This is a genomic window from Streptomyces sp. NPDC046465 (genome assembly GCF_040646035.1).
GTDB lineage: Bacteria > Actinomycetota > Actinomycetes > Streptomycetales > Streptomycetaceae > Streptomyces.
Window position 1 is genome coordinate 42,183 of record NZ_JBEYZK010000021.1, and the last position, 22,835, is coordinate 65,017.

General features: G+C 71.4%; 23 protein-coding genes. 6 read left to right on the forward strand and 17 right to left on the reverse strand.

What is annotated here, in order from left to right:
• Window positions 1–2: 2 nt before the first annotated feature.
• Both ABZ953_RS29415 and hisI read right to left on the reverse strand, forming a co-directional pair.
• Window positions 3–1,511, reverse strand: a complete 1,509-nt coding sequence (locus ABZ953_RS29415; RefSeq protein ID WP_361729866.1) for an anthranilate synthase component I — start codon at window positions 1,509–1,511, stop codon at window positions 3–5.
• A gap of 11 nt (window positions 1,512–1,522) precedes the next feature.
• Window positions 1,523–1,918, reverse strand: a complete 396-nt coding sequence (gene hisI, locus ABZ953_RS29420; protein WP_361729868.1) for a phosphoribosyl-AMP cyclohydrolase — start codon at window positions 1,916–1,918, stop codon at window positions 1,523–1,525.
• Window positions 1,919–2,000: 82 nt separating this feature from the next.
• On the opposite strand from hisI, the gene ABZ953_RS29425 reads away from it, so the two are divergent.
• Window positions 2,001–2,636 (forward strand): TIGR03085 family metal-binding protein, encoded by a 636-nt coding sequence (locus ABZ953_RS29425; RefSeq protein ID WP_361729871.1) that lies wholly within the window; start codon window positions 2,001–2,003, stop codon window positions 2,634–2,636.
• Between the two features lie 33 nt (window positions 2,637–2,669).
• Here ABZ953_RS29425 and ABZ953_RS29430 read toward each other — a convergent pair whose 3' ends face one another.
• The 10 genes from ABZ953_RS29430 to hisD all read right to left on the reverse strand — a co-directional run bounded on the left by ABZ953_RS29430 (window position 2,670) and on the right by hisD (window position 10,434).
• Window positions 2,670–3,911: an MFS transporter gene (locus ABZ953_RS29430; RefSeq protein WP_361729874.1), complete on the reverse strand. Its 1,242-nt coding sequence runs from the start codon at window positions 3,909–3,911 to the stop codon at window positions 2,670–2,672.
• A gap of 20 nt (window positions 3,912–3,931) precedes the next feature.
• On the reverse strand, window positions 3,932–4,513 hold the full coding sequence (locus ABZ953_RS29435; RefSeq protein WP_361729877.1) for a helix-turn-helix domain-containing protein: 582 nt from the start codon (window positions 4,511–4,513) through the stop codon (window positions 3,932–3,934).
• Window positions 4,514–4,688: 175 nt separating this feature from the next.
• Complete coding sequence (hisF, locus tag ABZ953_RS29440; protein ID WP_361729880.1) at window positions 4,689–5,444, reverse strand: imidazole glycerol phosphate synthase subunit HisF; 756 nt, start codon at window positions 5,442–5,444, stop codon at window positions 4,689–4,691.
• Window positions 5,441–5,839: a RidA family protein gene (locus ABZ953_RS29445; RefSeq protein ID WP_361729882.1), complete on the reverse strand. Its 399-nt coding sequence runs from the start codon at window positions 5,837–5,839 to the stop codon at window positions 5,441–5,443. The genes hisF and ABZ953_RS29445 overlap by 4 nt, the downstream gene beginning before the upstream one ends.
• A complete protein-coding gene (priA, locus tag ABZ953_RS29450) occupies window positions 5,836–6,564 on the reverse strand; it encodes a bifunctional 1-(5-phosphoribosyl)-5-((5-phosphoribosylamino)methylideneamino)imidazole-4-carboxamide isomerase/phosphoribosylanthranilate isomerase PriA (RefSeq protein WP_361729885.1) in 729 nt (242 codons plus the stop codon). Before priA ends, ABZ953_RS29445 begins: the two co-directional genes overlap by 4 nt.
• Window positions 6,561–7,202, reverse strand: a complete 642-nt coding sequence (gene hisH, locus ABZ953_RS29455) for an imidazole glycerol phosphate synthase subunit HisH (RefSeq protein WP_361729888.1) — start codon at window positions 7,200–7,202, stop codon at window positions 6,561–6,563. Before hisH ends, priA begins: the two co-directional genes overlap by 4 nt.
• A gap of 17 nt (window positions 7,203–7,219) precedes the next feature.
• Window positions 7,220–7,384, reverse strand: coding sequence for a hypothetical protein (locus ABZ953_RS29460; protein ID WP_361729891.1), 165 nt, complete (start codon window positions 7,382–7,384; stop codon window positions 7,220–7,222).
• A 4-nt stretch (window positions 7,385–7,388) separates the two neighbouring features.
• Complete coding sequence (hisB, locus tag ABZ953_RS29465; RefSeq protein ID WP_361729894.1) at window positions 7,389–7,991, reverse strand: imidazoleglycerol-phosphate dehydratase HisB; 603 nt, start codon at window positions 7,989–7,991, stop codon at window positions 7,389–7,391.
• The gene (locus ABZ953_RS29470; protein WP_361730149.1) at window positions 7,988–9,094 is read right to left on the reverse strand and encodes a histidinol-phosphate transaminase; all 1,107 of its coding nucleotides are present in this window, start codon (window positions 9,092–9,094) and stop codon (window positions 7,988–7,990) included. Before ABZ953_RS29470 ends, hisB begins: the two co-directional genes overlap by 4 nt.
• An 8-nt stretch (window positions 9,095–9,102) precedes the next feature.
• Window positions 9,103–10,434, reverse strand: coding sequence for a histidinol dehydrogenase (gene hisD / locus ABZ953_RS29475; RefSeq protein ID WP_361729896.1), 1,332 nt, complete (start codon window positions 10,432–10,434; stop codon window positions 9,103–9,105).
• Window positions 10,435–10,654: 220 nt separating this feature from the next.
• Here hisD and ABZ953_RS29480 point away from each other — a divergent pair, with 220 nt between their 5' ends.
• The 4 genes from ABZ953_RS29480 (at window position 10,655) to ybaK (ending at window position 14,585) form a co-directional block, all read left to right on the forward strand.
• Window positions 10,655–12,169 (forward strand): oxidoreductase, encoded by a 1,515-nt coding sequence (locus ABZ953_RS29480; RefSeq protein ID WP_361730151.1) that lies wholly within the window; start codon window positions 10,655–10,657, stop codon window positions 12,167–12,169.
• Between the two features lie 177 nt (window positions 12,170–12,346).
• The gene (locus ABZ953_RS29485; RefSeq protein WP_361730154.1) at window positions 12,347–13,318 is read left to right on the forward strand and encodes a hypothetical protein; all 972 of its coding nucleotides are present in this window, start codon (window positions 12,347–12,349) and stop codon (window positions 13,316–13,318) included.
• A gap of 2 nt (window positions 13,319–13,320) precedes the next feature.
• On the forward strand, window positions 13,321–14,067 hold the full coding sequence (locus tag ABZ953_RS29490) for an LON peptidase substrate-binding domain-containing protein (protein WP_361729899.1): 747 nt from the start codon (window positions 13,321–13,323) through the stop codon (window positions 14,065–14,067).
• 17 nt (window positions 14,068–14,084) lie between these two features.
• On the forward strand, window positions 14,085–14,585 hold the full coding sequence (gene ybaK / locus ABZ953_RS29495) for a Cys-tRNA(Pro) deacylase (RefSeq protein ID WP_361729902.1): 501 nt from the start codon (window positions 14,085–14,087) through the stop codon (window positions 14,583–14,585).
• A gap of 164 nt (window positions 14,586–14,749) precedes the next feature.
• On the opposite strand, the gene ABZ953_RS29500 is transcribed toward ybaK, so the two are convergent.
• The 4 genes from ABZ953_RS29500 to ABZ953_RS29515 all read right to left on the reverse strand — a co-directional run bounded on the left by ABZ953_RS29500 (window position 14,750) and on the right by ABZ953_RS29515 (window position 18,651).
• Window positions 14,750–15,421, reverse strand: coding sequence for a DUF2567 domain-containing protein (locus ABZ953_RS29500; RefSeq protein ID WP_361729905.1), 672 nt, complete (start codon window positions 15,419–15,421; stop codon window positions 14,750–14,752).
• 34 nt (window positions 15,422–15,455) lie between these two features.
• On the reverse strand, window positions 15,456–16,253 hold the full coding sequence (locus ABZ953_RS29505) for an ABC transporter permease (protein ID WP_361730157.1): 798 nt from the start codon (window positions 16,251–16,253) through the stop codon (window positions 15,456–15,458).
• A 61-nt stretch (window positions 16,254–16,314) separates the two neighbouring features.
• Complete coding sequence (locus ABZ953_RS29510; RefSeq protein ID WP_361729908.1) at window positions 16,315–17,349, reverse strand: ABC transporter ATP-binding protein; 1,035 nt, start codon at window positions 17,347–17,349, stop codon at window positions 16,315–16,317.
• 63 nt (window positions 17,350–17,412) lie between these two features.
• Window positions 17,413–18,651 carry an NYN domain-containing protein gene (locus ABZ953_RS29515; protein ID WP_361729911.1) on the reverse strand — a complete coding sequence of 413 codons (1,239 nt, stop codon included), beginning with the start codon at window positions 18,649–18,651 and terminating at the stop codon, window positions 17,413–17,415.
• A gap of 313 nt (window positions 18,652–18,964) precedes the next feature.
• Here ABZ953_RS29515 and ABZ953_RS29520 point away from each other — a divergent pair, with 313 nt between their 5' ends.
• Window positions 18,965–19,144, forward strand: coding sequence for a hypothetical protein (locus ABZ953_RS29520; RefSeq protein ID WP_361729914.1), 180 nt, complete (start codon window positions 18,965–18,967; stop codon window positions 19,142–19,144).
• Between the two features lie 79 nt (window positions 19,145–19,223).
• Here the strand turns inward: ABZ953_RS29520 and dnaE are convergent, their stop codons facing one another.
• Window positions 19,224–22,766: a DNA polymerase III subunit alpha gene (gene dnaE, locus ABZ953_RS29525; RefSeq protein ID WP_361729916.1), complete on the reverse strand. Its 3,543-nt coding sequence runs from the start codon at window positions 22,764–22,766 to the stop codon at window positions 19,224–19,226.
• Between the last annotated feature and the right edge of the window lie 69 nt (window positions 22,767–22,835).

Consider the following 22,835-nt stretch of genomic DNA (forward strand, 5'->3'; position numbering starts at 1 on the left):
CACTATCCCTCACGACCCGAACTGTCGTGCAGCCGGTTCGCCGTGTGGATGGCGCGCAGCACCGCGGCGGCCTTGTTGCGGCACTCGGTGTCCTCGGCGACGGGGTCGGAGTCGGCGACGACCCCGGCTCCGGCCTGCACGTATGCCGTGCCGTCGCGGAGCAGGGCGGTGCGGATGGCGATGGCGGTGTCGGAGTCGCCCGCGAAGTCGAGGTAGCCGACGCAGCCGCCGTAGAGGCCGCGGCGCGACGGCTCCAACTCGTCGATGATCTGCATCGCGCGGGGCTTGGGGGCGCCCGAGAGGGTGCCCGCGGGGAAGCAGGCGGTGAGCACGTCGAAGGCGGTGCGGTCGTCGGCGACCCGTCCGGTGACCGTCGACACGATGTGCATGACGTGGGAGTACTTCTCGATGGACATGAAGTCGACGACCTCGACGGAGCCGGGCTCGCAGACCCTGCCCAGGTCGTTGCGGCCCAGGTCGACGAGCATCAGGTGCTCGGCGCGCTCCTTGGGGTCGGCGAGCAGTTCCTCGGCGAGCGCCTGGTCCTCCTGCGGCGTCGCGCCGCGGTGCCGGGTCCCGGCGATGGGGTGGACCATGGCGCGCCCGTCCTCGACCTTGACGAGGGCCTCGGGGCTGGAGCCCGCGACGTCGAACCCGTCGAAGCGGAACAGGTACATGTACGGCGAGGGGTTGGTGGCCCGCAGTACGCGGTAGACGTCGAGGGCGCTCGCCGTGCACGGCGTCTCGAACCGCTGCGAGGGCACGACCTGGAAGGCCTCGCCGGCCCGGATGCGCTCCTTGATGTCCTCGACGGCGTCCTGGTACTGGGGGCCGCCCCACAGGGCGGTGTACTCGGGGAGCTCGGAGGGCGGCAGGGCGGCCGGGGGCTGGGAGAGCGGCCGGGAGAGGTCGGCCTCCATGACGTCGAGGCGGGCCACGGCGTCGGCGTAGGCCTCGTCGACTCCGGTGTCGAGGTCGTTGTGGTTGATCGCGTTGGCGATCAGCAGGACCGAGCCGTCCCAGTGGTCGAGGACGGCGAGGTCGCTGGTGAGGAGCATGGTCAGCTCGGGAAGGTGCAGGTCGTCCCGTTCACCGGGGCCGATCTTCTCCAGGCGGCGCACGATGTCGTAGCCGAGGTAGCCGACCATGCCGCCGGTGAAGGGCGGCAGGCTCTCGGCGCCGGCCACGTCGCGCGGGGTGTGCAGTATGCCGACGGTGGCGCGCAGCGCTTCGAGCGGGTCGCCCGAGGTGGGGACGCCGACGGGCGGGGTGCCCAGCCAGTGGGCCTCGCCGTCGCGGACGGTGAGGGCGGCGGCGCTGCGGACGCCGACGAAGGAGTAGCGGGACCAGGAGCGGCCGTTCTCGGCGGACTCCAGGAGGAAGGTGCCGGGGCGTTCCGCGGTGAGTTTGCGGTAGAGGCCGACGGGGGTGTCGCCGTCCGCGAGGAGCTTGCGGCTGACGGGGATCACACGGCGGTCGGCCGCCAGCTTGCGGAAGGTCTCGAGGTCCATGGCAGCAGACCCTACTGACCGGGTGCGGGCGTCACGGGCACGGGCGTCACGGGCAGCACGTCGGTGTCGAAGCAGGTGCGGGTGCCCGTGTGGCAGGCGGCGCCGACCTGGTCGACCTGGACGAGGACGGTGTCCGCGTCGCAGTCGAGCGCGACCTCCTTGACGTACTGGAAGTGCCCGGAGGTGTCGCCCTTGACCCAGTACTCCTGGCGGCTGCGGGACCAGTAGGTGCAGCGGCCCGTGGTGAGGGTGCGGTGCAGCGCCTCGTCGTCCATCCAGCCGAGCATCAGCACCTCACCGGTGTCGTACTGCTGGGCGATGGCGGGGACGAGGCCGTCGGCGCTGCGCCTGAGGCGCGCGGCGATCTCCGGGGCGAGGTTGCTGCTGGGCGGCGGGACGCTGGTCATGGGCCTATTGTGCCGCCCGTCGGCGGGCCTTCCGACGGCCGTCCACTGGGCGGACCGGCGGCTCGGCCGTAGGCTGGCTGACATGTCGACCCATGCGAAGCGTGAACGACTCCTCCTCGCCGATCTGTTGGAGGCGGAGGGCCCCGAGGCCCCCACCCTGTGCGAGGGCTGGCGGACCCGTGACCTGGCGGCCCACGTCGTGGTGCGCGAGCGCCGGGCGGACGCGGCGGGCGGGCTCCTGGTCAAGCAGTTGGCGGGGCGCCTGGAGCGGGTGCAGGGCGAGTTCGCCGCGAAGCCGTACGACGAGCTGATCCAGCTGATCAGAACGGGGCCGCCGCGGTTCTCGCCCTTCTCCCTCAAGCAGATCGACGAGGCGTCGAACGTCGTCGAGTTCTACATCCACACCGAGGACGTGCGCCGGGCGCGGCCCGGCTGGACGCCGCGCGAGCTCGACCCGGTCTTCGCGGAGACCCTGTGGTCCCGTCTGGAGCGCACGGCCCGCCTTGTGGGCCGCAAGGCGCCGGTGGGGCTCGTGCTGCGCCGCCCGGACGGCCGGACGGCGGTGGCGCACCGGGGTACGCCGGTGGTGACGGTGACCGGCGAGCCTTCGGAGCTGCTGATGTTCGCGTACAACCGGCAGGATGTCGCCGATGTCGCCGTCGAGGGCGACAAGGCGGCGATCGCCACGCTGCACGATACGCAGCAGCTGGGGCTCTGACCCGGCCCTCCGACCTCTGAACCCGATCTGCGGTTACGGGAGTTCGGCGCGGCGCAGAGCAGGTGTGCAGAGGCCGATGACGCCGCCCGCCGCGCTCAGCGCCGCGCAGGCCGTGTACACCGGCTCGATGCCCCACGTGCCGATCGCGGCGCCGACGACCGGGTAGCAGAGCGGGGCCATGCCCAGGCTGAAGAGGGCGGCCACGGAGGTGACGCGGCCGAGGTAGGCGGGGTCCGTGACGGTCTGCGTCAGCGCGCCGATCAGGGCGCCGCCGAGCCCGGTGCACAGGCCGACGCAGAGCCCGGCCGCGGTGGCCGCCGCGACCGAGGGCGCGTAGCCGATCCCGGCCAGGGCGACCGCGCCCGCCATGACGCCCAGGGCCTGCACCGCCCCGGCCCGCGGTATCCGCCCGCGCACGGCGAGCAGCAGCGCGGAGAGTCCGGCGCCGGTGCCGAAGCCCGCGACGATCCACCCCATTCCGGTGGCGCCCCAGCCGCGCTCGTCGGCGAGCAGTACCAGGCCGATGTTGGCGGGGCCCGCGAAGCCGAGTTCCATCACCGCTGACACGAGGAGCAGCGGGGCGAGCACGCGGTGGCCGCGGATGTACCGCAGCCCGTCGCCGAGGCGGTGCCGGGCCGAGCCGTCGCGTACCGCCTCCTCGTCGGCGGGCAGCGGGCGCAGGCGTACGGCCATGAGGAGCACCAGGGAGAGGGCGAAGAGGCCGCCCGCAACACCGAACGCGCCCGCCGAGCCGCCGAGCGCCACCGCGAGGCCGCCCAGGGGCGCCGCGGCCACCGTGGCGATCCGCTGGGCGAGCGCGCGCATGCCCTGTACCCGGCCCAGCTGCTCGCGGCGGGTGATGCGCGGCGGCAGCGCGCCGACGCTCGGCAGGAAGAGGGCGTCGACGGAGCCGAAGACCAGCGCGAGGGCGGCGAGGAGCCAGACCCCTGGTGTGGTCACGAGGAGCAGCGCGGCGGCGGCGAGCAGCACCGCGCAGCGCACCGCGTCGCTCCCGATGACCACGCGGCGCGGCCCGAAGCGGTCGGCGACGACTCCCCCGCCGAGCATGAGGGCGGCGCGGGGGACGGCGCCGACGGCGAGGACCAGGCCCGCCTGCCCGGGGCTGCCGCTGCGGGCGGCGGCCCAGGAGAGGGCGATGAAGTAGATGCCGTCGCCGACCATCGAGGCGGTGTAGGCGCTCAGCCAGCGCAGGACGTTGCCGTCGCGGTGGGCGGGGCGGTCGGGCGCGAGCGGGGTGGATATCGCGGCGGTCATGGGGCGGCTCTCCGCAGGTCTCAGGGCCGGAAGGGGAAGCTGGCCAGGTGGAAGGCGACGTTCTCGCGGCCCTCGGTGTCGCCCGCCGCCTCGGCGGCCTTGCCCCGTTCCTCGTACGTCTTGATCAGTGCGTGGATCTCGGCGTTGAGCCGGGTGAGTTCGGCCGGGTTCAGCCGGGCGAGGAAGTCCGACTGGTCCGCGGCTGTGCGCCACTGCTCGCCCCAGGCCGCCTGCTGGTCTAGGTAGGTCTCGTACTGCTCCTTGCGGTGGGCGATCAGGCCGCGGATGACGGCCGCGTGGGCGGCCGCGCCTTCCGGTGAGTCCTTGAAGTCCTCGTGCCGGAAGCTCAGGGTGTCCTGCGCGGCCTGCCACCAGCGCTCCCGCGCGTCCTCGCTGCGCGCCCGCGCCTCCTCGATGAGGCCGTGTTCCGCGAGCTTGCGCAGGTGGTAGCTGACCAGCGAGACGGCCTCGTCGACCTGCGCGGCGAGCTGCGAGGCGGTCGCGGGGCCCGCCACGCGCAGGGCGCTGTACAGCTTCATGCGCAGCGGGTGCCCGAAGGCCTTGAGGGTGCCGAGGTCGGTGATGCGGCGGCGGTTCTCCATACGCTCACGGTAGATACGAAAGGAAAGTTGCGCAACATAAATTGCGGAATAAAAATTGTGCAACAGATCCTTCGCATCTGGGCAAGAGAATGCCGCCACGGCCCGCAAGCCGTGGCGGCAGCTGAACTCCGTACTACAGACTCCGTACTACAGACTCCGTACTACAGACTCCGTACTACCTGACCGGGTACCCGGCCTCCCGCAGCGTCCCCTTGACCTCGCCGATCCGCAGGTCGCCGAAGTGGAAGACCGACGCGGCGAGGACCGCGTCCGCGCCCGCCCCGACGGCCGGCGGGAAGTGGCCGAGCCTGCCCGCGCCGCCGGAGGCGATGACCGGCACCGTGACGTGCCCCCGCACCGCTTCGATCATCTCGATGTCGTAGCCGTCCTTCGTGCCGTCGGCGTCCATCGAGTTGAGCAGGATCTCCCCGGCGCCGAGCTCGGCCGCCCGGTGCGCCCATTCGACGGCGTCGATCCCGGCGGACCTCCGCCCGCCGTGGGTCGTCACCTCGAAGGAGCCGGACGGCGTCCGCCGCGCGTCGACCGAGAGCACGAGCACCTGGCGGCCGAACCGCTCGGCGATCTCGCGGATCAGCTCCGGGCGGGCGATGGCGGCCGTGTTCACGCCCACCTTGTCGGCACCGGCCCGCAGCAGCTTGTCGACGTCCTCGGCGGTGCGCACGCCGCCGCCCACCGTGAGCGGGATGAAGACCTGCTCGGCGGTGCGGCGGACCACGTCGTACGTGGTCTCGCGGTCGCCGGACGACGCGGTGATGTCGAGGAAGGTCAGCTCGTCGGCGCCCTCGGCGTCGTACACCTTGGCCATCTCGACGGGGTCGCCCGCGTCGCGCAGGTTCTGGAAGTTGACGCCCTTGACGACCCTGCCGTTGTCGACGTCCAGGCAGGGGATGACGCGGACCGCGAGCGTCATGCGGCACCTCCCCGGTACGCCTCGACCTCGACCTCGACGACCAGGCTGGGGTCGACGAAGCCGGAGACGATCAGCATGGAGGCGGCGGGGCGCACCTCGTCGAAGAGCTCCTTGTGGGCGCGGCCCACCTCCTCGACGTCCCGCGCGTGCGTGAGGTACATCCGGGTGCGGACGACGTGCTCGCGGCCGAGGCCCAGCTTCTTCAGGGCGTCGATCGCGGTCTGGAAGGCGTTCATCGCCTGCTCGTACGGGGTGCCCGCGTCTATGACGCCGTTCACCACGGACGTGCAGCCGGAGACCAGGACCAGCCCGTTCGGCAGCTCGACGGCGCGGGAGTAGCCGATGGTGTCCTCCCAGGGCCCGCCCGAGCTCACCCTGCGCACGGCGTCACTCATGACGACGCCACCGCCGCGAGGGCCTCCTCGAGGGTGAACGCCTTCGCGTACAGCGCCTTGCCGACGATCGAGCCCTCGACGCCGAGCGGTACGAGCTCGGCGATGGCGCGCAGGTCGTCCAGGGACGAGACACCGCCAGAGGCGACCACGGAGCGGTCCGTCGCCGCGCAGACGTTCTTCAGGAGCTCCAGGTTCGGGCCCTGCAGCGTGCCGTCCTTGGCGATGTCGGTGACCACGTACCGCGCGCAGCCCTCGGAGTCGAGGCGCGCCAGGGTCTCGTAGAGGTCGCCGCCGTCGCGGGTCCAGCCCCGGCCGCGCAGCGTCGTGCCGCGCACGTCGAGGCCGACCGCGATCTTGTCGCCGTACTCGGCGATGACCTTGGCGACCCACTCCGGGGTCTCCAGGGCGGCCGTGCCGAGGTTGACGCGGGTGCAGCCGGTGGCGAGGGCGGCGGCCAGCGAGGCGTCGTCGCGGATGCCGCCGGACAGCTCGACCTTGATGTCCATCGCGCCCGCGACCTCGGCGATCAGCTCGCGGTTGTCACCGGTGCCGAACGCGGCGTCCAGGTCGACCAGGTGCAGCCACTCGGCGCCCGACCGCTGCCAGGCGAGGGCGGCCTCCAGCGGGGAGCCGTAGGAGGTCTCCGAGCCGGACTCGCCGTGGACGAGGCGTACGGCCTGGCCGTCGCGGACGTCGACGGCGGGAAGGAGTTCGAGAGTGCTCACAGGGTTCCGATCCAGTTGGTGAGGAGCTGGGCGCCGGCGTCGCCGGACTTCTCGGGGTGGAACTGGGTGGCGCACAGCGCGCCGTTCTCGACGGCCGCCACGAAGGGCTCGCCGTGCGTGGTCCAGTGCACGTACGGGGCGCGCATCAGGGGGTTGATCACTTCGAGGGACCAGTCGTGCACGGCGTAGGAGTGCACGAAGTAGAAGCGGGCGTCGTCGTCAAGGCCCTTGAACAGCGGGGATCCGGCGGACGCCTGGACCGTGTTCCAGCCCATGTGCGGCACGATCTCGGCCTTCAGCGGCTCGACCGTGCCGGGCCACTCGTCCAGGCCCTCGGTCTCGACGCCGTGCTCGATGCCGCGCGAGAACAGGATCTGCATGCCCACGCAGATGCCCATGACGGGGCGGCCGCCGGCGAGGCGCCGCCCGACGATCCAGTCGCCGCGCGCCTCCTTGAGCCCCTTCATGCAGGCGGCGAAGGCGCCGACGCCGGGCACGAGCAGGCCGTCGGCGTTCATGGCCGTGTCGTAGTCGCGGGTGATCTCTACGTCGGCTCCCGCGCGCGCGAGGGCGCGCTCGGCGGACCGGACGTTGCCGAAGCCGTAGTCGAAGACGACGACCTTCTTGGGAGTGCTCATATCGGTGCCGCCTCCCGTCAGTTCCAGTAGTCGAGCCGCATGATGCCCGCCACCAGGCACATCGCGGCGCCGATGGAGAGCAGCGTGATCAGGCTCTTCGGCATGCCCTGCTTGACGAAGGAGATGATGCCGCCGAGCAGGAAGAGGCCGACGACGATGAGGATGGTGTTGAGACCGGTCATGGCTTTACAGCGCGCCCTTCGTGGAGGGGAGGATCCCGGCGGCGCGCGGGTCGTGCTCGGACGCGTAACGCAGCGCGCGGGCCAGCGCCTTGAACTGGCACTCCACGATGTGGTGGGCGTTGCGCCCGTACGGCACGTGGACGTGCAGGGCGATCTGCGCCTGCGCGACGAAGGACTCCAGGATGTGCCGGGTCATCGTCGTGTCGTACGTGCCGATCATCGGCGCCATGGTCTCGGGCTCGGTGTGCACGAGGTACGGGCGCCCCGAGAGGTCGACCGTCACCTGGGCGAGGGACTCGTCGAGCGGGACAGTGCAGTTGCCGAAGCGGTAGATGCCCACCTTGTCGCCGAGCGCCTGCTTGAAGGCGGCGCCGAGCGCGAGCGCGGTGTCCTCGATGGTGTGGTGGGTGTCGATGTGCAGGTCGCCCTCGGTCTTGACCGTGAGGTCGAAGAGGCCGTGGCGGCCGAGCTGGTCGAGCATGTGGTCGTAGAAGCCGACCCCGGTCGACACGTCGACCTTTCCGGTGCCGTCGAGGTCGATCTCGACGACGACGGAGGTCTCCTTCGTGGTTCTTTCGATTCTTCCAACGCGCCCAACGCGAGTCATGCGATTCGCTCCTTCTTCAGTTCGCGTACCGCATCGAGGAACGCGTCGTTTTCGTCGGGGGTTCCTGTGGACACGCGCAGCCATCCCGGCACGCCGTTGTCCCGCACGAGAACACCCCGGTCGAGGATCTTCTGCCACACCTCGTGCGCGTCGGCGAACCGCCCGAACTGCACGAAGTTGGCGTCGGAGTCGGTCACTTCGTACCCCGCCGCGCGCAGCTCGGTGACGAGGCGGTCGCGCTCGGCCTTGAGCTGCTCCACGTACTTCAGGAGCGTGTCGGTGTGCTCCAGGGCGGCAAGGGCGGTGGCCTGGGTGACGGCCGACAGGTGGTACGGCAGGCGTACGAGCTGTACGGCGTCGACGACCGCCGGGTCGGCGGCGAGATAGCCGAGGCGCAGCCCGGCCGCGCCGAACGCCTTCGACATGGTGCGGGAGACGACGAGGTTCGGCCGCCCCTCGATCAGCGGGAGCAGCGAGTCGCCGTGGCTGAACTCGACGTACGCCTCGTCCACGACCACCATCGACGGCTTCGCGGCCTGGGCGGCTTCGTAGAGCGCGAGGACCGTGTCGCCGGAGACGGCGTTGCCCGTGGGGTTGTTGGGCGTGGTGATGAAGACGACGTCGGGCCGGTGCTCGGCGATGGCCCGGGTGGCCGCGTCGACGTCGATCGTGAAGTCGTCGTGGCGCGGTCCCGAGATCCAGCCGGTGCCGGTTCCCCGGGCGATGAGGCCGTGCATCGAGTACGAGGGCTCGAACCCGATGGCCGTACGGCCGGGCCCGCCGAAGGTCTGCAGGAGCTGCTGGATGACTTCGTTCGAGCCGTTGGCCGCCCAGACATGGGCGAGGGTGACCTCGTGGCCGCCGGTGCGGGTGAGGTAGCGCGCGAGCTCGGTGCGCAGCTCGACCGCGTCCCGGTCGGGGTAGCGGTTGAGGTCGCGGGCCGTCTCGCGCACCCGCTCGGCGATGCGCTCGACGAGCGGCTCGGGCAGCGGGTACGGGTTCTCGTTGGTGTTGAGGCGTACGGGTACGTCGAGCTGGGGCGCGCCGTAGGGGGACTTGCCGCGCAGTTCGTCGCGTACGGGGAGGTCGTCGATGCGGGTCACGGGTGCGCTCACTGGCCGGGCACCTTCCATCCGAACCTTGCCTTGACCGCCGCACCGTGCGCAGGCAGGTCCTCCGCCTCGGCGAGCGTCACCACGTGGTGGGCGACGTCCGCGAGGGCCTCGCGGGAGTAGTCCACGATGTGGATGCCGCGCAGGAACGACTGGACGGACAGGCCCGAGGAGTGGCAGGCGCAGCCGCCGGTCGGAAGGACGTGGTTGGAGCCCGCGCAGTAGTCGCCGAGGGAGACGGGCGACCACGGGCCGACGAAGATCGCGCCCGCGTTCTTCACGAGCTGCGCCACGGCGGCGGCGTCCGCGGTCTGGATCTCCAGGTGCTCGGCGCCGTACGCGTCGACGACCTTGAGGCCCTCGGCCAGGCCGTCGACCAGGACGATCGCGGACTGGCGCCCGCTGAGCGCGGGGACGATCCGGTCCTCGACGTGCTTGGTCGCGGCGACCTGCGGCGCCAGCTCCTTGGCGACGGCGTCGGCCAGGGCGATGGAGTCGGTGACCAGGACGGCGGCGGCGAGCGGGTCGTGCTCGGCCTGGCTGATCAGGTCGGCCGCGACGTGCGCGGCGTCGGCGGTGTCGTCGGCGAGGACCGCGATCTCGGTCGGGCCCGCCTCGGTGTCGATGCCGATGCGCCCGGTGAAGTACCGCTTGGCGGCGGCGACCCAGATGTTGCCGGGGCCCGTGACCATGTTGGCCGGGACGCAGGTCTCGGTGCCGTACGCGAACATCGCGACGGCCTGGGCGCCGCCGACCGCGTACACCTCGTCGATGCCGAGGAGCGCGCAAGCCGCCAGAATCGTCGGGTGCGGAAGGCCGCCGAAGTCGGCCTGCGGCGGGGACGCCAGCGCCATCGATTCGACGCCCGCCTCCTGCGCCGGGACCGCGTTCATGATCACGGACGAGGGGTAGACGGACCGGCCGCCCGGTGCGTAGAGCCCGACGCGCTCGACGGGCACCCACTTCTCGGTGACCGTGCCGCCCGGCGCGACGTGTGTGGTGTGCGGGGCGCGGCGCTGCTCGCGGTGGACGGCGCGGGCGCGGCGGATCGACTCCTCCAGGGCCGCGCGCACGACCGGGTCGAGCCCGGCGAGGGCGTCGGCGAGGGCGGCCGCGGGGACCCGGACCTGGTCCAGGCGTACGCCGTCGAACTTCTCCGCGTACTCGATCAGCGCCGCGTCGCCACGATGATGCACGTCCTCGCAGATGGGCCGCACCTTCTCCAGGGCGGCCGCGACGTCGAAGTCGGCACGGGGCAGCAGGGCGCGAAGGGCGGACCCGGACGGAAACTCCGTGAGGGCATCGCCGCGCAGGTCGATTCGAGAGATCACATGGCCAATTCTCTCAGACCTTCTTTCGGCTCCGGTCGCCCGTATCACTGGCTGATATGAACCCCGGAAGACGGCGTTCACCACTAGCGTTCAGCCGGTCACAGAGCGGGCATGAAACAGGTGTGCGAGGGACGTGCACCCAGAGCGGAGGGCAACAGCAGTGGTCGACGACGCCGGCACCGGGGATCCGCCGGACGGGCTGACCGCCGCGGAGATCGGCATGTGGCAGGCCTTCCGCAACGGCAGCGTCTACGACCTCAGGTCCGGCGATCCCGCCGTCGACGATCCGCACGGCGGACACCCTTGGGGCCCCGAGCGCAGCGTGCGGGCGCGCATCGTCTGCTGGCTGCTGCTCGACGGGCCGCCCGCCCTCGCGGGCCGGGTCTCCTCGCTGAAGCTGGCGGGCGTGCAGATCACCGACGTGCTCGATCTCGCGGGCGGCACGATCACCCCGTACACCGAGCTGAAGCACTGCCGCTTCGAGAAGGAGGTGCTGCTGCCCGAGGCCCGCTTCGCCACGCTGCGGCTCGTCGACTGCTCGATCCCGCGCGTCGAGGCCGCCCGGCTGCACACCGAGGGCGACCTGCACCTGCCGCGCTGCCGGATCCACAACGGCATCCGCCTCACCGACGCGCACATCGGTACCGACCTGCTCCTCAACCAGGCCGTGGTCTACCGCGACCGGCGCAGCCACTCCATCACCGGCGACGGCCTCACCGTCGGGCAGGACCTGCAGGCCGAGATGATGGAGTCGCACGGCGAGCTGAGTCTGCGCGGCGCGAAGATCGGCGTCTCGCTCAGCCTGCGCGGCAGCAAGCTCATCAACCAGTACGGGCGGCACGCCCTCAACGCCCCGCAGCTGACCGTCGAGCGCACCCTGTACCTGACCCCGGCGGCCGTCGGCAATCCGCCGCAGACCAGCGGCACGACACCGGCCCGCGGCACCCGCGTGCAGCACTTCGAGTGCGAGGGCGGCATCCGCCTCGACGACGGCCGCTTCGGCGACGCCATCGACTTCGCACAGGCCCGCTTCACGCTCCACAGCGACCAGGAGCTCTCGCTGCGCCGCGTCCAGACGCCCGAGCTCCGCTTCCTCGGCGAGGCGCCGCAGCGCGGGAAGGTCGTGCTCTCCGGCTGCAAGGTCGTCAACCTCATCGACCGGGCGTCGAGCTGGCCGGGACCCGGCAGCCTCCAGATGGGCGGATTCTCGTACGAGAACCTCGTGCCGCAGGGCACCTTCCCGCTCGCCCGGCGCCTCAGCTGGGTGGCGGCGGCGACGGCCGAGTACAACCCCGAGCCGTACGAGAAACTGGCCACCGTCCTGCGCAACGGCGGCGAGGACGCGGACGCCCGCGAGGTCCTCCTCGCCAAGCAGCGCCGGCGCCGCGAGACGCTGCCCCTCGCGGCGAAGCTGTGGGGGTACGCCCAGGACTGGACCGTCGCCTACGGCTACCGGCCCGGCCGGGCCGCCGTCTGGATGGCCGTGCTGTGGGCAATCAGCGCGGTGGCGTTCTCGCGCGCCGAGCACCCCGCGATCAAACCGGGCGAGCACCCGAACTGGGACCCGGCCCTGTTCTCCCTCGACCTGCTGCTGCCCGTCATCAACCTCGGCCAGGACACCTACTGGCAGCTGAACGGCGGCTGGCAGTGGTTCTCGACCGTGCTGATCCTGCTCGGCTGGGTCCTGGCCACGACCGTGGCGGCGGGCGCCACCCGGCTCCTGCGCCGCAACTGAGAGCCCCCGGCGGCCGAACCGTTACGCGACGCCGGGCAACCATCCCCGCCCGTGGACCGTCATCCCAGCGACCAACAAACGAGCAACCACGACGGTGACCGGCGGGCCCGCGCGAGCGGCGCCGGTTGAGGCGTAAAGGAGGGCACGGTGCTGCGTGCCTTCATCCGTACCGCCCGCATGGTCCGGCACACCCCGCGGCTCGCCGCCGGGCTGCCGCCGGACGACGAGGTGCTCCTCGACGTGCCCGACGAGCGGCTCGCCCCCGCCCTGGTCGCCGCCGGACGCGGTGACTACGGCCCGGCCTCGAAGGTCCTCGCCACCACCCGCGAGGCCGCCGAGTGGGAGAACCGCGACCGCTACACCACCCGGCTCGCCGCGTTCGCCCGCTCCCGCCCCGAGTGGTTCGACGACTGGCTGAGCGCCTCCCCGCACGACCCCGACGCCCTGCTCGTCAAGGCCGAGCTCGCGGTCGTGCGCGGCTGGGAGTCGCCCGCCCGCGCCGAGCTCCTTCGCGAGATGGGCCCACTGCTCACCGCCGCGGCCGAGGCCGCCCCGCGCGACCCGGTGCCCTGGCGGATCGCCCTCGACCACGCCCGCGGCACCCACGCCCCGCACACCGTCTTCGAGCGGCTGTGGGAGGAGGCGGTGCGCCGCTCCTCGTACCACTACGGCTGCCACGCCTCCGCCCTGCAGTACCTGTCGGCCGCCTGGTACGGCTCGCACCGCGAGTGCTTCGACTTCGCCGAGCGCGCCGCCGCCGACGCGCTGCCCGGATCGCTGATCCAGGTGCTGCCCGCGCGGGCCGCCTTCGCCTACCTCACCAGCCCCTCGGGCAAGGTGCCGCGCGAGCGGCTCGACGCGGCGGCGGACCTCGCGATCGCCCTGTCGCACGAGTACAGGGCCGGGGACCCGTGGCCCGCCGAGGTCCGCAACCTGCTCACGTACGTGCTGACCCGCCTGGAGCGCTGGGACGACGCGCTGGCGCAGCTGCGCCTGATCGGGCCGTACGCGACGTCCTTCCCGTGGGACCGGATGGCCGACGACCCACTGGGGCAGTTCCTGGAGCTGCGCGACGGCGTACGCATCGAAGTGGCGTCGAAGACACCGCTGCGCCCGCCGCGCGGACCGAGCCGCTCCGGCGACCATTAGGCTTGCCGGTCGTGACCACCCGGCTTCCGCTCTTTCCGCTCAACTCGGTGCTGTTCCCCGGCCTCGTGCTGCCCCTGAACGTCTTCGAGGAGCGATATCGCGCCATGATGCGCGAGCTGCTCAAGACCTCGGAGGACGAACAGCGCCAATTCGCCGTCGTCGCGATCCGCGACGGCCTGGAGGTGGCGCCGAGCGCGCCCGGCCTCCCCGACCCGACGGCGCTGCCCGAGCACGGCCCCGCCGCGGGCTTCGGGGACGACCCGCTGAAAGCCTTCCACACCATGGGCTGTGTGGCGGACGCGGCGACCATCAGGGAGCGCGACGACGGCGGCTTCGAGGTCCTCGCGACCGGTACGAGCCGGGTACGGATCCACTCCGTCGACACCTCGGGCGCCTTCCTCACCGCGGAGGTCGAGGAGGTGCCCGAGGAACTCGGCGAGGGCGCGGGCACGCTGGCCGAGGGGGTCCTGCGGGCCTTCCGCTCCTACCAGAAACGGCTGGCCGGGGCGCGGGAGCGCTCGCTGTCGACGGGCGCCGAGCTGCCCGACGACCCCTCCGTCGTCTCGTACCTGGTGGCCGCGGCGGCCGTCCTCGACACCGTCACCAAGCAGCGGCTCCTGGAGGCCCCGGACGCCGTCTCGCGGCTGCGGGACGAGCTGAAGCTGCTGCGCTCCGAGACCGCGATCATCCGTAACCTGCCGTCCCTGCCCGCGACGGACCTCACGCGCGGGACGACCAGCCTGAACTGACGTAAGGCCCGAGCACCTTGGCGAAGAAACAGAAGAAGCAGCAGGCGGGGGGCACGCCCGCGACGGTGGCGCTCACCGCGGCGGGCACCGCTTTCACCGTGCACGCCTACGAGCACGACCCGGCCCACCCCTCGTACGGCGAGGAGGCGGCCGAGGCCATGGGCGTCTCCCCCGACCGGGTCTTCAAGACGCTGGTCGCCGAGGTCGACGGCGAGCTCACCGTGGCCGTCGTCCCCGTCGCGGGCTCCCTCGACCTGAAGGCGCTGGCCGCCGCGGTCTCCGGCAAGCGTGCCGTGCTGGCGGACCCGGCGGCCGCCGAGCGCACCACGGGGTACGTACGGGGCGGCATCTCACCGCTCGGCCAGCGCAAGAAGCTGCGCACGGTCCTGGACGACTCGGCGTCGGCGCACGCCACGATCTGCGTCTCGGCGGGCCGCCGCGGCCTGGAGGTCGAGCTGGCGCCGGGCGACCTGGCTGCACTCACCGGCGCGGTGCTGGCGCCGATCGGCCGGACGTAGCCGGGCCCGCGCCCGGCCTCGCCTACGACGCGAAAGTGCCCTCGACACGTGTCCCGCCCGGGACTAGTACCGAGGGCATGTCGAAGAAGACGCGCATGCGGAAATGGCGGGCGAAGAAGCGCAAGGCCAACCACGGGAAGCGCCCCGCGTAGGGGCCCGTCCGATCAGAGACGGCCGGTGGCTTCGTCGTCCCTGGGACCCGCGTACGCCACTGGCGCCGGATACGGCTCCGGGTCCCGGGGGCCGAACAGGCCCGTCAGGCCGAGGTGCACGGCCAGCGCGGCCACCGGCCAGGCGAGGAGCGTGCCCTTGGCCTTGAGTTCGAGTGGCGCGTCGAAGACCACGCCCGTGCCGACGGCCTTGGCGTGCTTCACGACGTCCGTCTCGGGGCCGAGCCAGATACCGGCCTTCCAGGCGAGCAGCGCGCCCAGCAGGCTGCCGAGGGCAAGCCCGGCCACCAGGGGGATGCCGCCGCGCCGGTGCAGCAGGAACACGATGACGCCGCAGACGACGCCGAAGCCGAGCGCGAGCAGCGTGAACGTTCCGTCCACGCCCATCGCCTGCTCGCCCTCGGTGTCCTTCAGGTACACCGTCTTGCCGTCGGAGATGAGCGGCACGCGGGGCGCCAGCCACATCCACAGCGCGCCGAGCAGCAGGCCGCTGACGGCCACCACGACCAGGATCACTGCGGACTGCCGCACTTCGGTCTTCATGCCGGGACCGTCCTCCTCGTATCCGTGAGGAGACGTCGCTCCCGACGGCTGCGCGGCTGCCTGCCAGGGGTCGTACGGGGATCGGTCGTGCGGCGGTTGGGAGGGTGTCAGCGGTGCGGTCACCCTCACATCGTGCCAGCAGTCCCTGTGCACCGCGTCACCGGACGGCCGCCCGGCGGAACGCCCACGTCGCGACGGCGAGCGAGACCACGCCGACCCCCGCGCAGACCGCCAGGTCGAGCGCGACGACGGCCCAGTCCGGATCCGGCCCGAACGTACGGGCGAAGGCCTCCACGCCGTACGTCGAGGGCAGCAGATCCCGCGCCCACTGCAACACCGTGGGCATCCGGTCGGCCGGGAGCACACCGAGCAGCAGCGCCGCCGACATGCCCATCTGGCCCAGGAGCGTGGCCAGTTCGGGCCGGGGCGCGAGCAGGCCGAGGGCCGCGCCGAGCCCCGCGAGCGCGGCACCGGCCAGCGGGATCACCGCGAGGAGCACCCACAGGTGGGTGAGCGGCAGGCCGAAGAGTCCACAGCCGACGATCGCCGTGACGAAGGTGCCGGGCACCGTGAAGGAGGCGTACGCGGCGGCGGCGCCGAGGACCACGGCGGCGGGCGGCACCGGCAGCGTGGCGTAGTGGTCGAGGCCGCCGTCGGAGCGGAGCTGCCCGAAGTACTGCGCGAGCAGGTTGAGCGCGACGAACGCGACGACGAGCACGGAGGATCCCGCGACCACGGCCCGCGCCTCGCCGCCCCCGTCGACGACGCCCCGCATCAGGATCATGATCCCGACGGACTGGAACGTCGCCACGAACAGCAGCGGTATCCGGGCGACCCGGGCCCGGGACAGCTGGGCCCGGTACACGGCCGAGAGCGCCGGGAACAGCCGGGCCGGCGGGCCGAGGGGCGCGGGCCCACCGGCCTCCTGCTCCGTCCGGGCACTGTCGGCCCGCACGGCGGCCTCCAAGGGAACCGCACTCACCGAACGCCCCTCCTGCTCAGATACCTGTCAGCCCTCACGATTTCACCAGCCCCCGCCCGCTGCCGCCCAGCGCGAGATAGACGTCCTCCAGGCTGGGCGTGGCCAGCGTGAAGTCGTCGAGCGCGGCGAAGGCGGCCCCGCCGGTCACCGCGGCGACGGCCGCCCGCGCCGCGTCGGGCGCAAGACGCAGGGACCACCGGCGGCCCGACTCGGCGGCGAGCGCGCGGAGCGCGGCCACCTCGGGTACGTGCAGCGGCGCCCGCTCCCGCCAGACGAGCTCCACCCGGACCTCGTCGGCGACCTGCTCCTTGAGTCCGGCCGGGCTGTCGCAGGCGATGACCTTGCCCTGGTCGAGGACGGCGACCCGGTCGAGGACGGTCTCGGCCTCGATGACGTTGTGGGTGACGAGCACGACCGTCGTGCCGTGCTCGGCGCGCCGCCGGTCGATCGCCGCCCAGACGGCACGGCGCGCGACGGGGTCCATGCCGGTGGTCGGCTCGTCGAGGACGAGCAGCGGCCGCTCCCCCACAAGGGCGGTGGCGAAGCAGGCGAGCCGCCGCTGCCCGCCGGAAAGCTTCTTCAGCGGCCGCGAGGCAAGGGGCGTGAGACCCAGCTCCGCGAGGACCGCGTCCCGCTCGGTCCGGGCCTGCGGCAGGTCGAGGCCGCGCAGCCGTCCCGTCGTCTCGACGGCGAGCGACACGGTCAGCTCGTCGAGGGCGGTGGACTCCTGGCCCAGGTAGGCGAGGAGCCGGGCGGCCCGCTCGGGGTGGCGCACGATGTCGTGGCCGAGGATTTCGACGCTCCCGCTGTCGGGCCGCATCAGGCCGGTCAGCTGGCGTACGAGGGTGGACTTGCCGGCACCGTTGGGGCCGAGCAGGCCGAAGATCTCGCCGCGTTCCACCGTCAGGCGGATTCCGTCGGTGGCGCGGATCTCTGGGGTCGCGGGCCTGCCGCGCCGGGCGCGGGCGGCCGGGTAGGTCTTCACCAGGTCGCGCACCGCGCAGACGGCGTCGTTGCCGTGTTCCTGACGGAGTCCCTGTCGGACTGCCGGTGCCGGGCGCGTACTCACGAAGGACGAGCCTACGGGGTCGGTGGGCACGCGCGACGTCCGGGGCGCCCCGTACGCCCGGCATCAGTCACCGGCCCGGTCCCCCGCGGGCGCGTGCTCGGCGGCCGTCCGCACGTCGATCTCCCGCCAGAAACCCGCCCTGATCGCATACCGGTCGTGCTCGTCGATCTGGTCGTCCTTGTGGGCGAGCAGGCCGAACCGTGCCGCGTAGCGGAGCAGCTCCCCGTCGACGCGGTGCGGGATGCGCGGGTACATCGTCGACAGCTTCTGCAGGTTGTGCTGTTCGGGGAGGCGCGCCATCCAGCGCCGTGCGAACACCTGCCCCACCTCGAAGGGGTCGCCGCCGACGGTGGTGATGTCCTCCTCGCGGTCGGCCCAGCGCTGCTCGGCCGTCGTCAGCTGGGCGAGGGTGGGCAGGGCGGCGGCCTCGGGGCCCTCCGCCGCGCCGCCGGGGCGCTCGACCCAGCCCTTGTCGGAGGACCAGCGCAGCGTGGCGTTCGTGGGGTGCTGCGCGGCCTGGGTGCCGGGGCCGCGCAGGGCGGCCAGGTCCTTGGGGGTGGGCACGCCCTTGGCCGTGGCGATGCGGTGCTCGGCGTCCTGGCGGCCGTTGGCGGCGGGTTCGGCGTGCCGGTCGGGGGCGTCCGCCCCGGCGTGCTGCGCGGCGGCGGCGAGCGCGGACTCCGGCAGCGGCGCCGAGAGGATCGCGGCGATCTCGGGGCGCGGCACGGGCGGCGGCGCGCAGCTGCCGGTGAGCTCCTTGGGGCGGACGGCCTTGGTGATCCAGGTCCGGTCCAGGACGCGCCGCTCGTCGGCCTCGGCGACCAGGTCCTCGGACTGGTTGTAGTCGCCGTCGGCGGCCTGCACGGCCCACAGGTGGACGGCGACGCCGTGCTCCTTGGCGGCCATCATGCCGGGCAGCAGGTCGCCGTCGCCGGTGACGAGCACGACGTCGGAGCAGGCGCGGTTGCGGGCCAGCTCGGTCAGCTCGGCGTGCATCGCGGCGTCCACGCCCTTCTGCGCCCACCGGCCGTCGCTGCGGGTCAGGGCGCCGAGCCTGACCGTCACCCGGGGCATGACGCGCAGCCGCCGGTGCTCGGGCTGCGGCACCCGGTCGGGGGCTCCGTCGAACCAGTAGATACGCAACAGGGGGCGCTCGGTGTCCGACTCCGCGCGCTCGCGAAGGCCCTGGATCAGGGCGGTGTGATCGACGGTGATCCGGGACCTGGACGGTTCGCCGGCGAGGAGGCTCGCGGCGGCACCGAGCAGATATCCGGCGTCCACCAGGACGATGCAGCGATCCACGCGGTCCACCCTCTTTCGCTGGAGGTTCCCTGGCGTGTCTGCCCGGAGGTCTCTGGACGTTCCCTCGAAGGCCCACGAAGACACCCTGTAAGGACAACGAATCAGGGGTGCGGGTCCGCGTCGGGTTCCCTTCGAGTCTGCCCGACCGGGCGAAGGTTAACGGCCGGAACTCGATCTTCGGCGTGGCGCATCGGGTGGATCATTCGCCGATGGGCCGTATTACGCACGGTAATTCTCCGAAATGCGCGCTTTGCCGCCATATGTGAATCTGATCGCGTCTGGCCCCCAGATCCCCCTCAGGAGGAAGATCACTATGGCCAAGAACAAGAACCGCAAGCAGGGCAGCCCTCAGGACCGCGCCTCGCAGGCCGAGCAGGCGCAGGAGCAGGCCAAGTCGTCCGCGACGGAGGCCCAGTCGGACATCCAGTCGCAGGCCCAGGGCAGCCCTGCCGATGTTGCCCGTAAGCACCAGCGTCGCTTCGGCCACAACTGACGCAACTGATTCATATCCAGGCACACATGAGGGGCGCACCCGCTGACGGACGCGCCCCTCATGACTCACTCCGGTCGGCTCACCCCGCGAGGCAGGACGGACCGAGGAGCACCTTCAGGTCGCCGAAGAGCGCCGGGTCCGGCTTCACGCGGTGCCGGTCGAGCCGCAGCACGGTGGTCTTCTGGGCACCCTGGAGCTTGATCCGCACCTCGCTGTTGCCCCGGTGGTGGCTGAGGACCTCGCCGAGGCGGGTGATCATCGGCGGGCTCACCTTGACCGTGGGAATGGTGATCACCACGGGCGCGTTGGTGCCCGCGTTCGACAGGTCCGGGACCTGCATCTCCATCGCGACGAGCCGCGGCACGTCCTCGCGCTTGTCGAGGCGTCCCTTGACGAACACCACGGCGTCCTCGACGAGTTGGGTCGACACCAGCTGGTAGGTCGCCGGGAAGAACATGCACTCGATGGATCCCGCGAGATCCTCCACGGTCGCGATGGCCCAGGCGTTGCCCTGCTTGGTCATCTTGCGCTGCAGGCCCGAGATGATGCCGCCGATGGTGACGATCGAGCCGTCCGAGTAGTCACCGCCGGTGAGCTGCCCGATGCCCGCGTCGGCCTTGTCGGAGAGCACGTGCTCCAGGCCGAAGAGCGGGTGGTCGGAGACGTACAGACCGAGCATCTCCCGCTCCTGGGCGAGCAGATAGGTCTTCTCCCACTCGTCCTCGGAGAACTCCACGTCGAGCCCGAAGCCCGGCTCGTCGCCGCCGGACTCCTCGCCCATCCCGCCGAAGAGGTCGAACTGGCCCTCGGCCTCCTTGCGCTTGACCGCGACCACGTTGTCGATCATCGGCTCGTACTGAGCGGTCAGGCCCTTGCGGGTGTGCCCCATCGTGTCGAAGGCGCCCGCCTTGATCAGCGACTCCGTGGTGCGCTTGTTGCAGGCGGCGGCCTCGACCTTGTCGAGGTAGTCGGGGAAGGAGGTGAACTTCCCCTTCGCCTTGCGCGAGCGGACGATCGACTCCACCACGTTCGTACCGACGTTGCGGACGGCCTCCAGGCCGAACAGGATCACGTCGTCGCCCTGGGCGGCGAAGTTGTGCACGGACTCGTTCACGTTCGGCGGGAGGACCTTGATGCCCATGCGGCGGCACTCGTTGAGGTAGACGGCCGACTTGTCCTTGTCGTCCTTGACCGAGGTGAGCAGCGCGGCCATGTACTCGGCCGGGTAGTTCGCCTTCAGGTAGGCGGTCCAGTAGGTGACCAGGCCGTACGCGGAGGAGTGCGCCTTGTTGAACGCGTACCCGGCGAAGGGGACCAGGACGTCCCACAGGGCCTGGATCGCGGCGTCCGAATAGCCGTTCTTCTTCGCGCCCTCCTGGAACAGGACGAAGTTCTTCGCCAGCTCGTCGGGCTTCTTCTTGCCCATCACGCGGCGCAGGATGTCGGCCTCGCCGAGCGAGTACCCAGCGATGATCTGGGCGGCCTTCTGCACCTGCTCCTGGTACACGATGAGGCCGTAGGTGAGGCCGAGCGTCTCCTTCAGGGGCTCTTCGAGCTCCGGGTGGATCGGCGTGATCTCCTGGCGGCCGTTCTTGCGCTCGGCGTAGTTCGTGTGCGAGTTCATGCCCATCGGGCCCGGCCGGTACAGGGCCGAGACGGCGGAAATGTCCTCGAAGTTGTCGGGCTGCATCTGGCGGAGCAGCGAACGCATCGGGCCGCCGTCGAACTGGAAGACGCCGAGCGTGTCACCGCGGCAGAGCAGTTCGAAGGTCTTCGGGTCGTCGAGCGGGAGCGAGAGCATCTCCAGGTCGATGCCCTTGTCGTTCCGCACCATCTTGACGGCGTCGTCCATGATGGTGAGGTTGCGCAGGCCCAGGAAGTCCATCTTGAGCAGGCCGAGCGACTCGCACTGGGGGTAGTCCCACTGCGTGATCGTCACGCCGTCGGTGTGCCGCGTCCAGAGCGGGGCGTGGTCCACGATCGGCTCGCTGGACATGATCACGCCGGCCGCGTGCACGCCCATCTGCCGGACCAGGCCCTCGACGCCCTTGGCGGTGTCGATGACCTTCTTGACGTCCGGCTCGTTCTCGTACATCCCCCGGATCTCGCCCGCCTCGCTGTACCGCGGGTGCTTGGGGTCGGTGATGCCGGAGAGGTCGATGCCCTTGCCGAGGACGTCGGCGGGCATGGCCTTGGTGAGGCGGTCGCCCATCGCGTACGGATATCCGAGCACGCGCGCGGAGTCCTTGATGGCGTTCTTCGCCTTGATCTTGCCGTACGTGCCGATCATGGCGACCTTGTCGGCGCCGTACTTCTCCGTCACGTACCGGATCACCTCGACGCGCCTGCGCTCGTCGAAGTCGATGTCGACGTCGGGCATGGAGACGCGCTCGGGGTTGAGGAACCGCTCGAAGATCAGGCCGTGCGTGATCGGGTCGAGGTCGGTGATGCCCATCGCGTACGCGACGATCGATCCTGCCGCGGAGCCTCGGCCGGGGCCGACCGCGATCCCGTTGTTCTTGGCCCACATGATGAAGTCGGCGACCACCAGGAAGTACCCCGGGAACCCCATCTGGATGATGATGTCCATCTCGTACTGGGCCTGGCGCTGCCGGTCGTCGGGGACCCCGCCCGGGTAGCGGCGCTCCATGCCGACCCGGACCTCCTCCTGGAACCAGGTGACCTCGGTGAAGCCCTCCGGGATGTCGAACTTCGGCATCAGGTCGCGCTTCTCGAACATGCCCGTGGTGTCGATCTGCTCGGCCACCAGGAGCGTGTTCCTGCACCCCTCCTGCCAGGCGTCGGAGGAGTCGATGGCGTACATCTCGTCCGTCGACTTCAGGTAGTAACCGGTGCCGTCGAAGCGGAAGCGGTCCGGGTCGGAGAGGTTCTTGCCGGTCTGGATGCAGAGCAGTGCGTCGTGCGCGACGGATTCGTGGGCGTACGTGTAGTGCGAGTCGTTCGTCACCAGCGGCGGGATGCCGAGCTTCTTGCCGACCTCGAGGAGCCCGTCCCTGACCCGGCGCTCGATCTCGATGCCGTGGTCCATCAGCTCCAGGAAATACCGGTCCTTGCCGAAGATGTCCTGGTAGTCGGAGGCCGCCTGCAACGCCTCGTCGAACTGCCCGAGCCGAAGACGCGTCTGCAGCTCGCCCGAGGGGCAGCCGGTCGAGGCGATCAGCCCCTCCGACCACTGGGAGATCGTCTCCTTGTCCATCCGGGGCCACTTCTGCAGCCAGCCCTCGGCGTAGGCGTCCGAGGAGAGCTTGAACAGGTTGTGCAGCCCCGTCTCGTTCGCCGCCCAGATCGTTTTGTGCGTATAACCACCCGAACCCGACACGTCGTCGCGCTTCTGGTGCGGCTGACCCCACTTGATCTTCCGCTTGTTCCGGCGCGACTCCGGTGCGACATACGCCTCGATCCCGATGATCGGCGTCACACCCGCCTTCTGCGCGGAGTGGAAGAAGTCGTAGGCACCGTGCAGGTTGCCGTGGTCGGACATGGCGATGTGCGACATGCCCATCTCATTGGCAGCGTTGAACATGTCCTTGAGCCGCGCGGCACCGTCCAGAAGCGAGTACTGCGTATGGACGTGCAGGTGCGTGAAGGGCGGCTTGGTCACGGCGGAAGGCCTCCGGAGAACGCTGGGCTACAGGCTGCGGACAGTCTGGGGGGACAGCGTGGAAGTCTA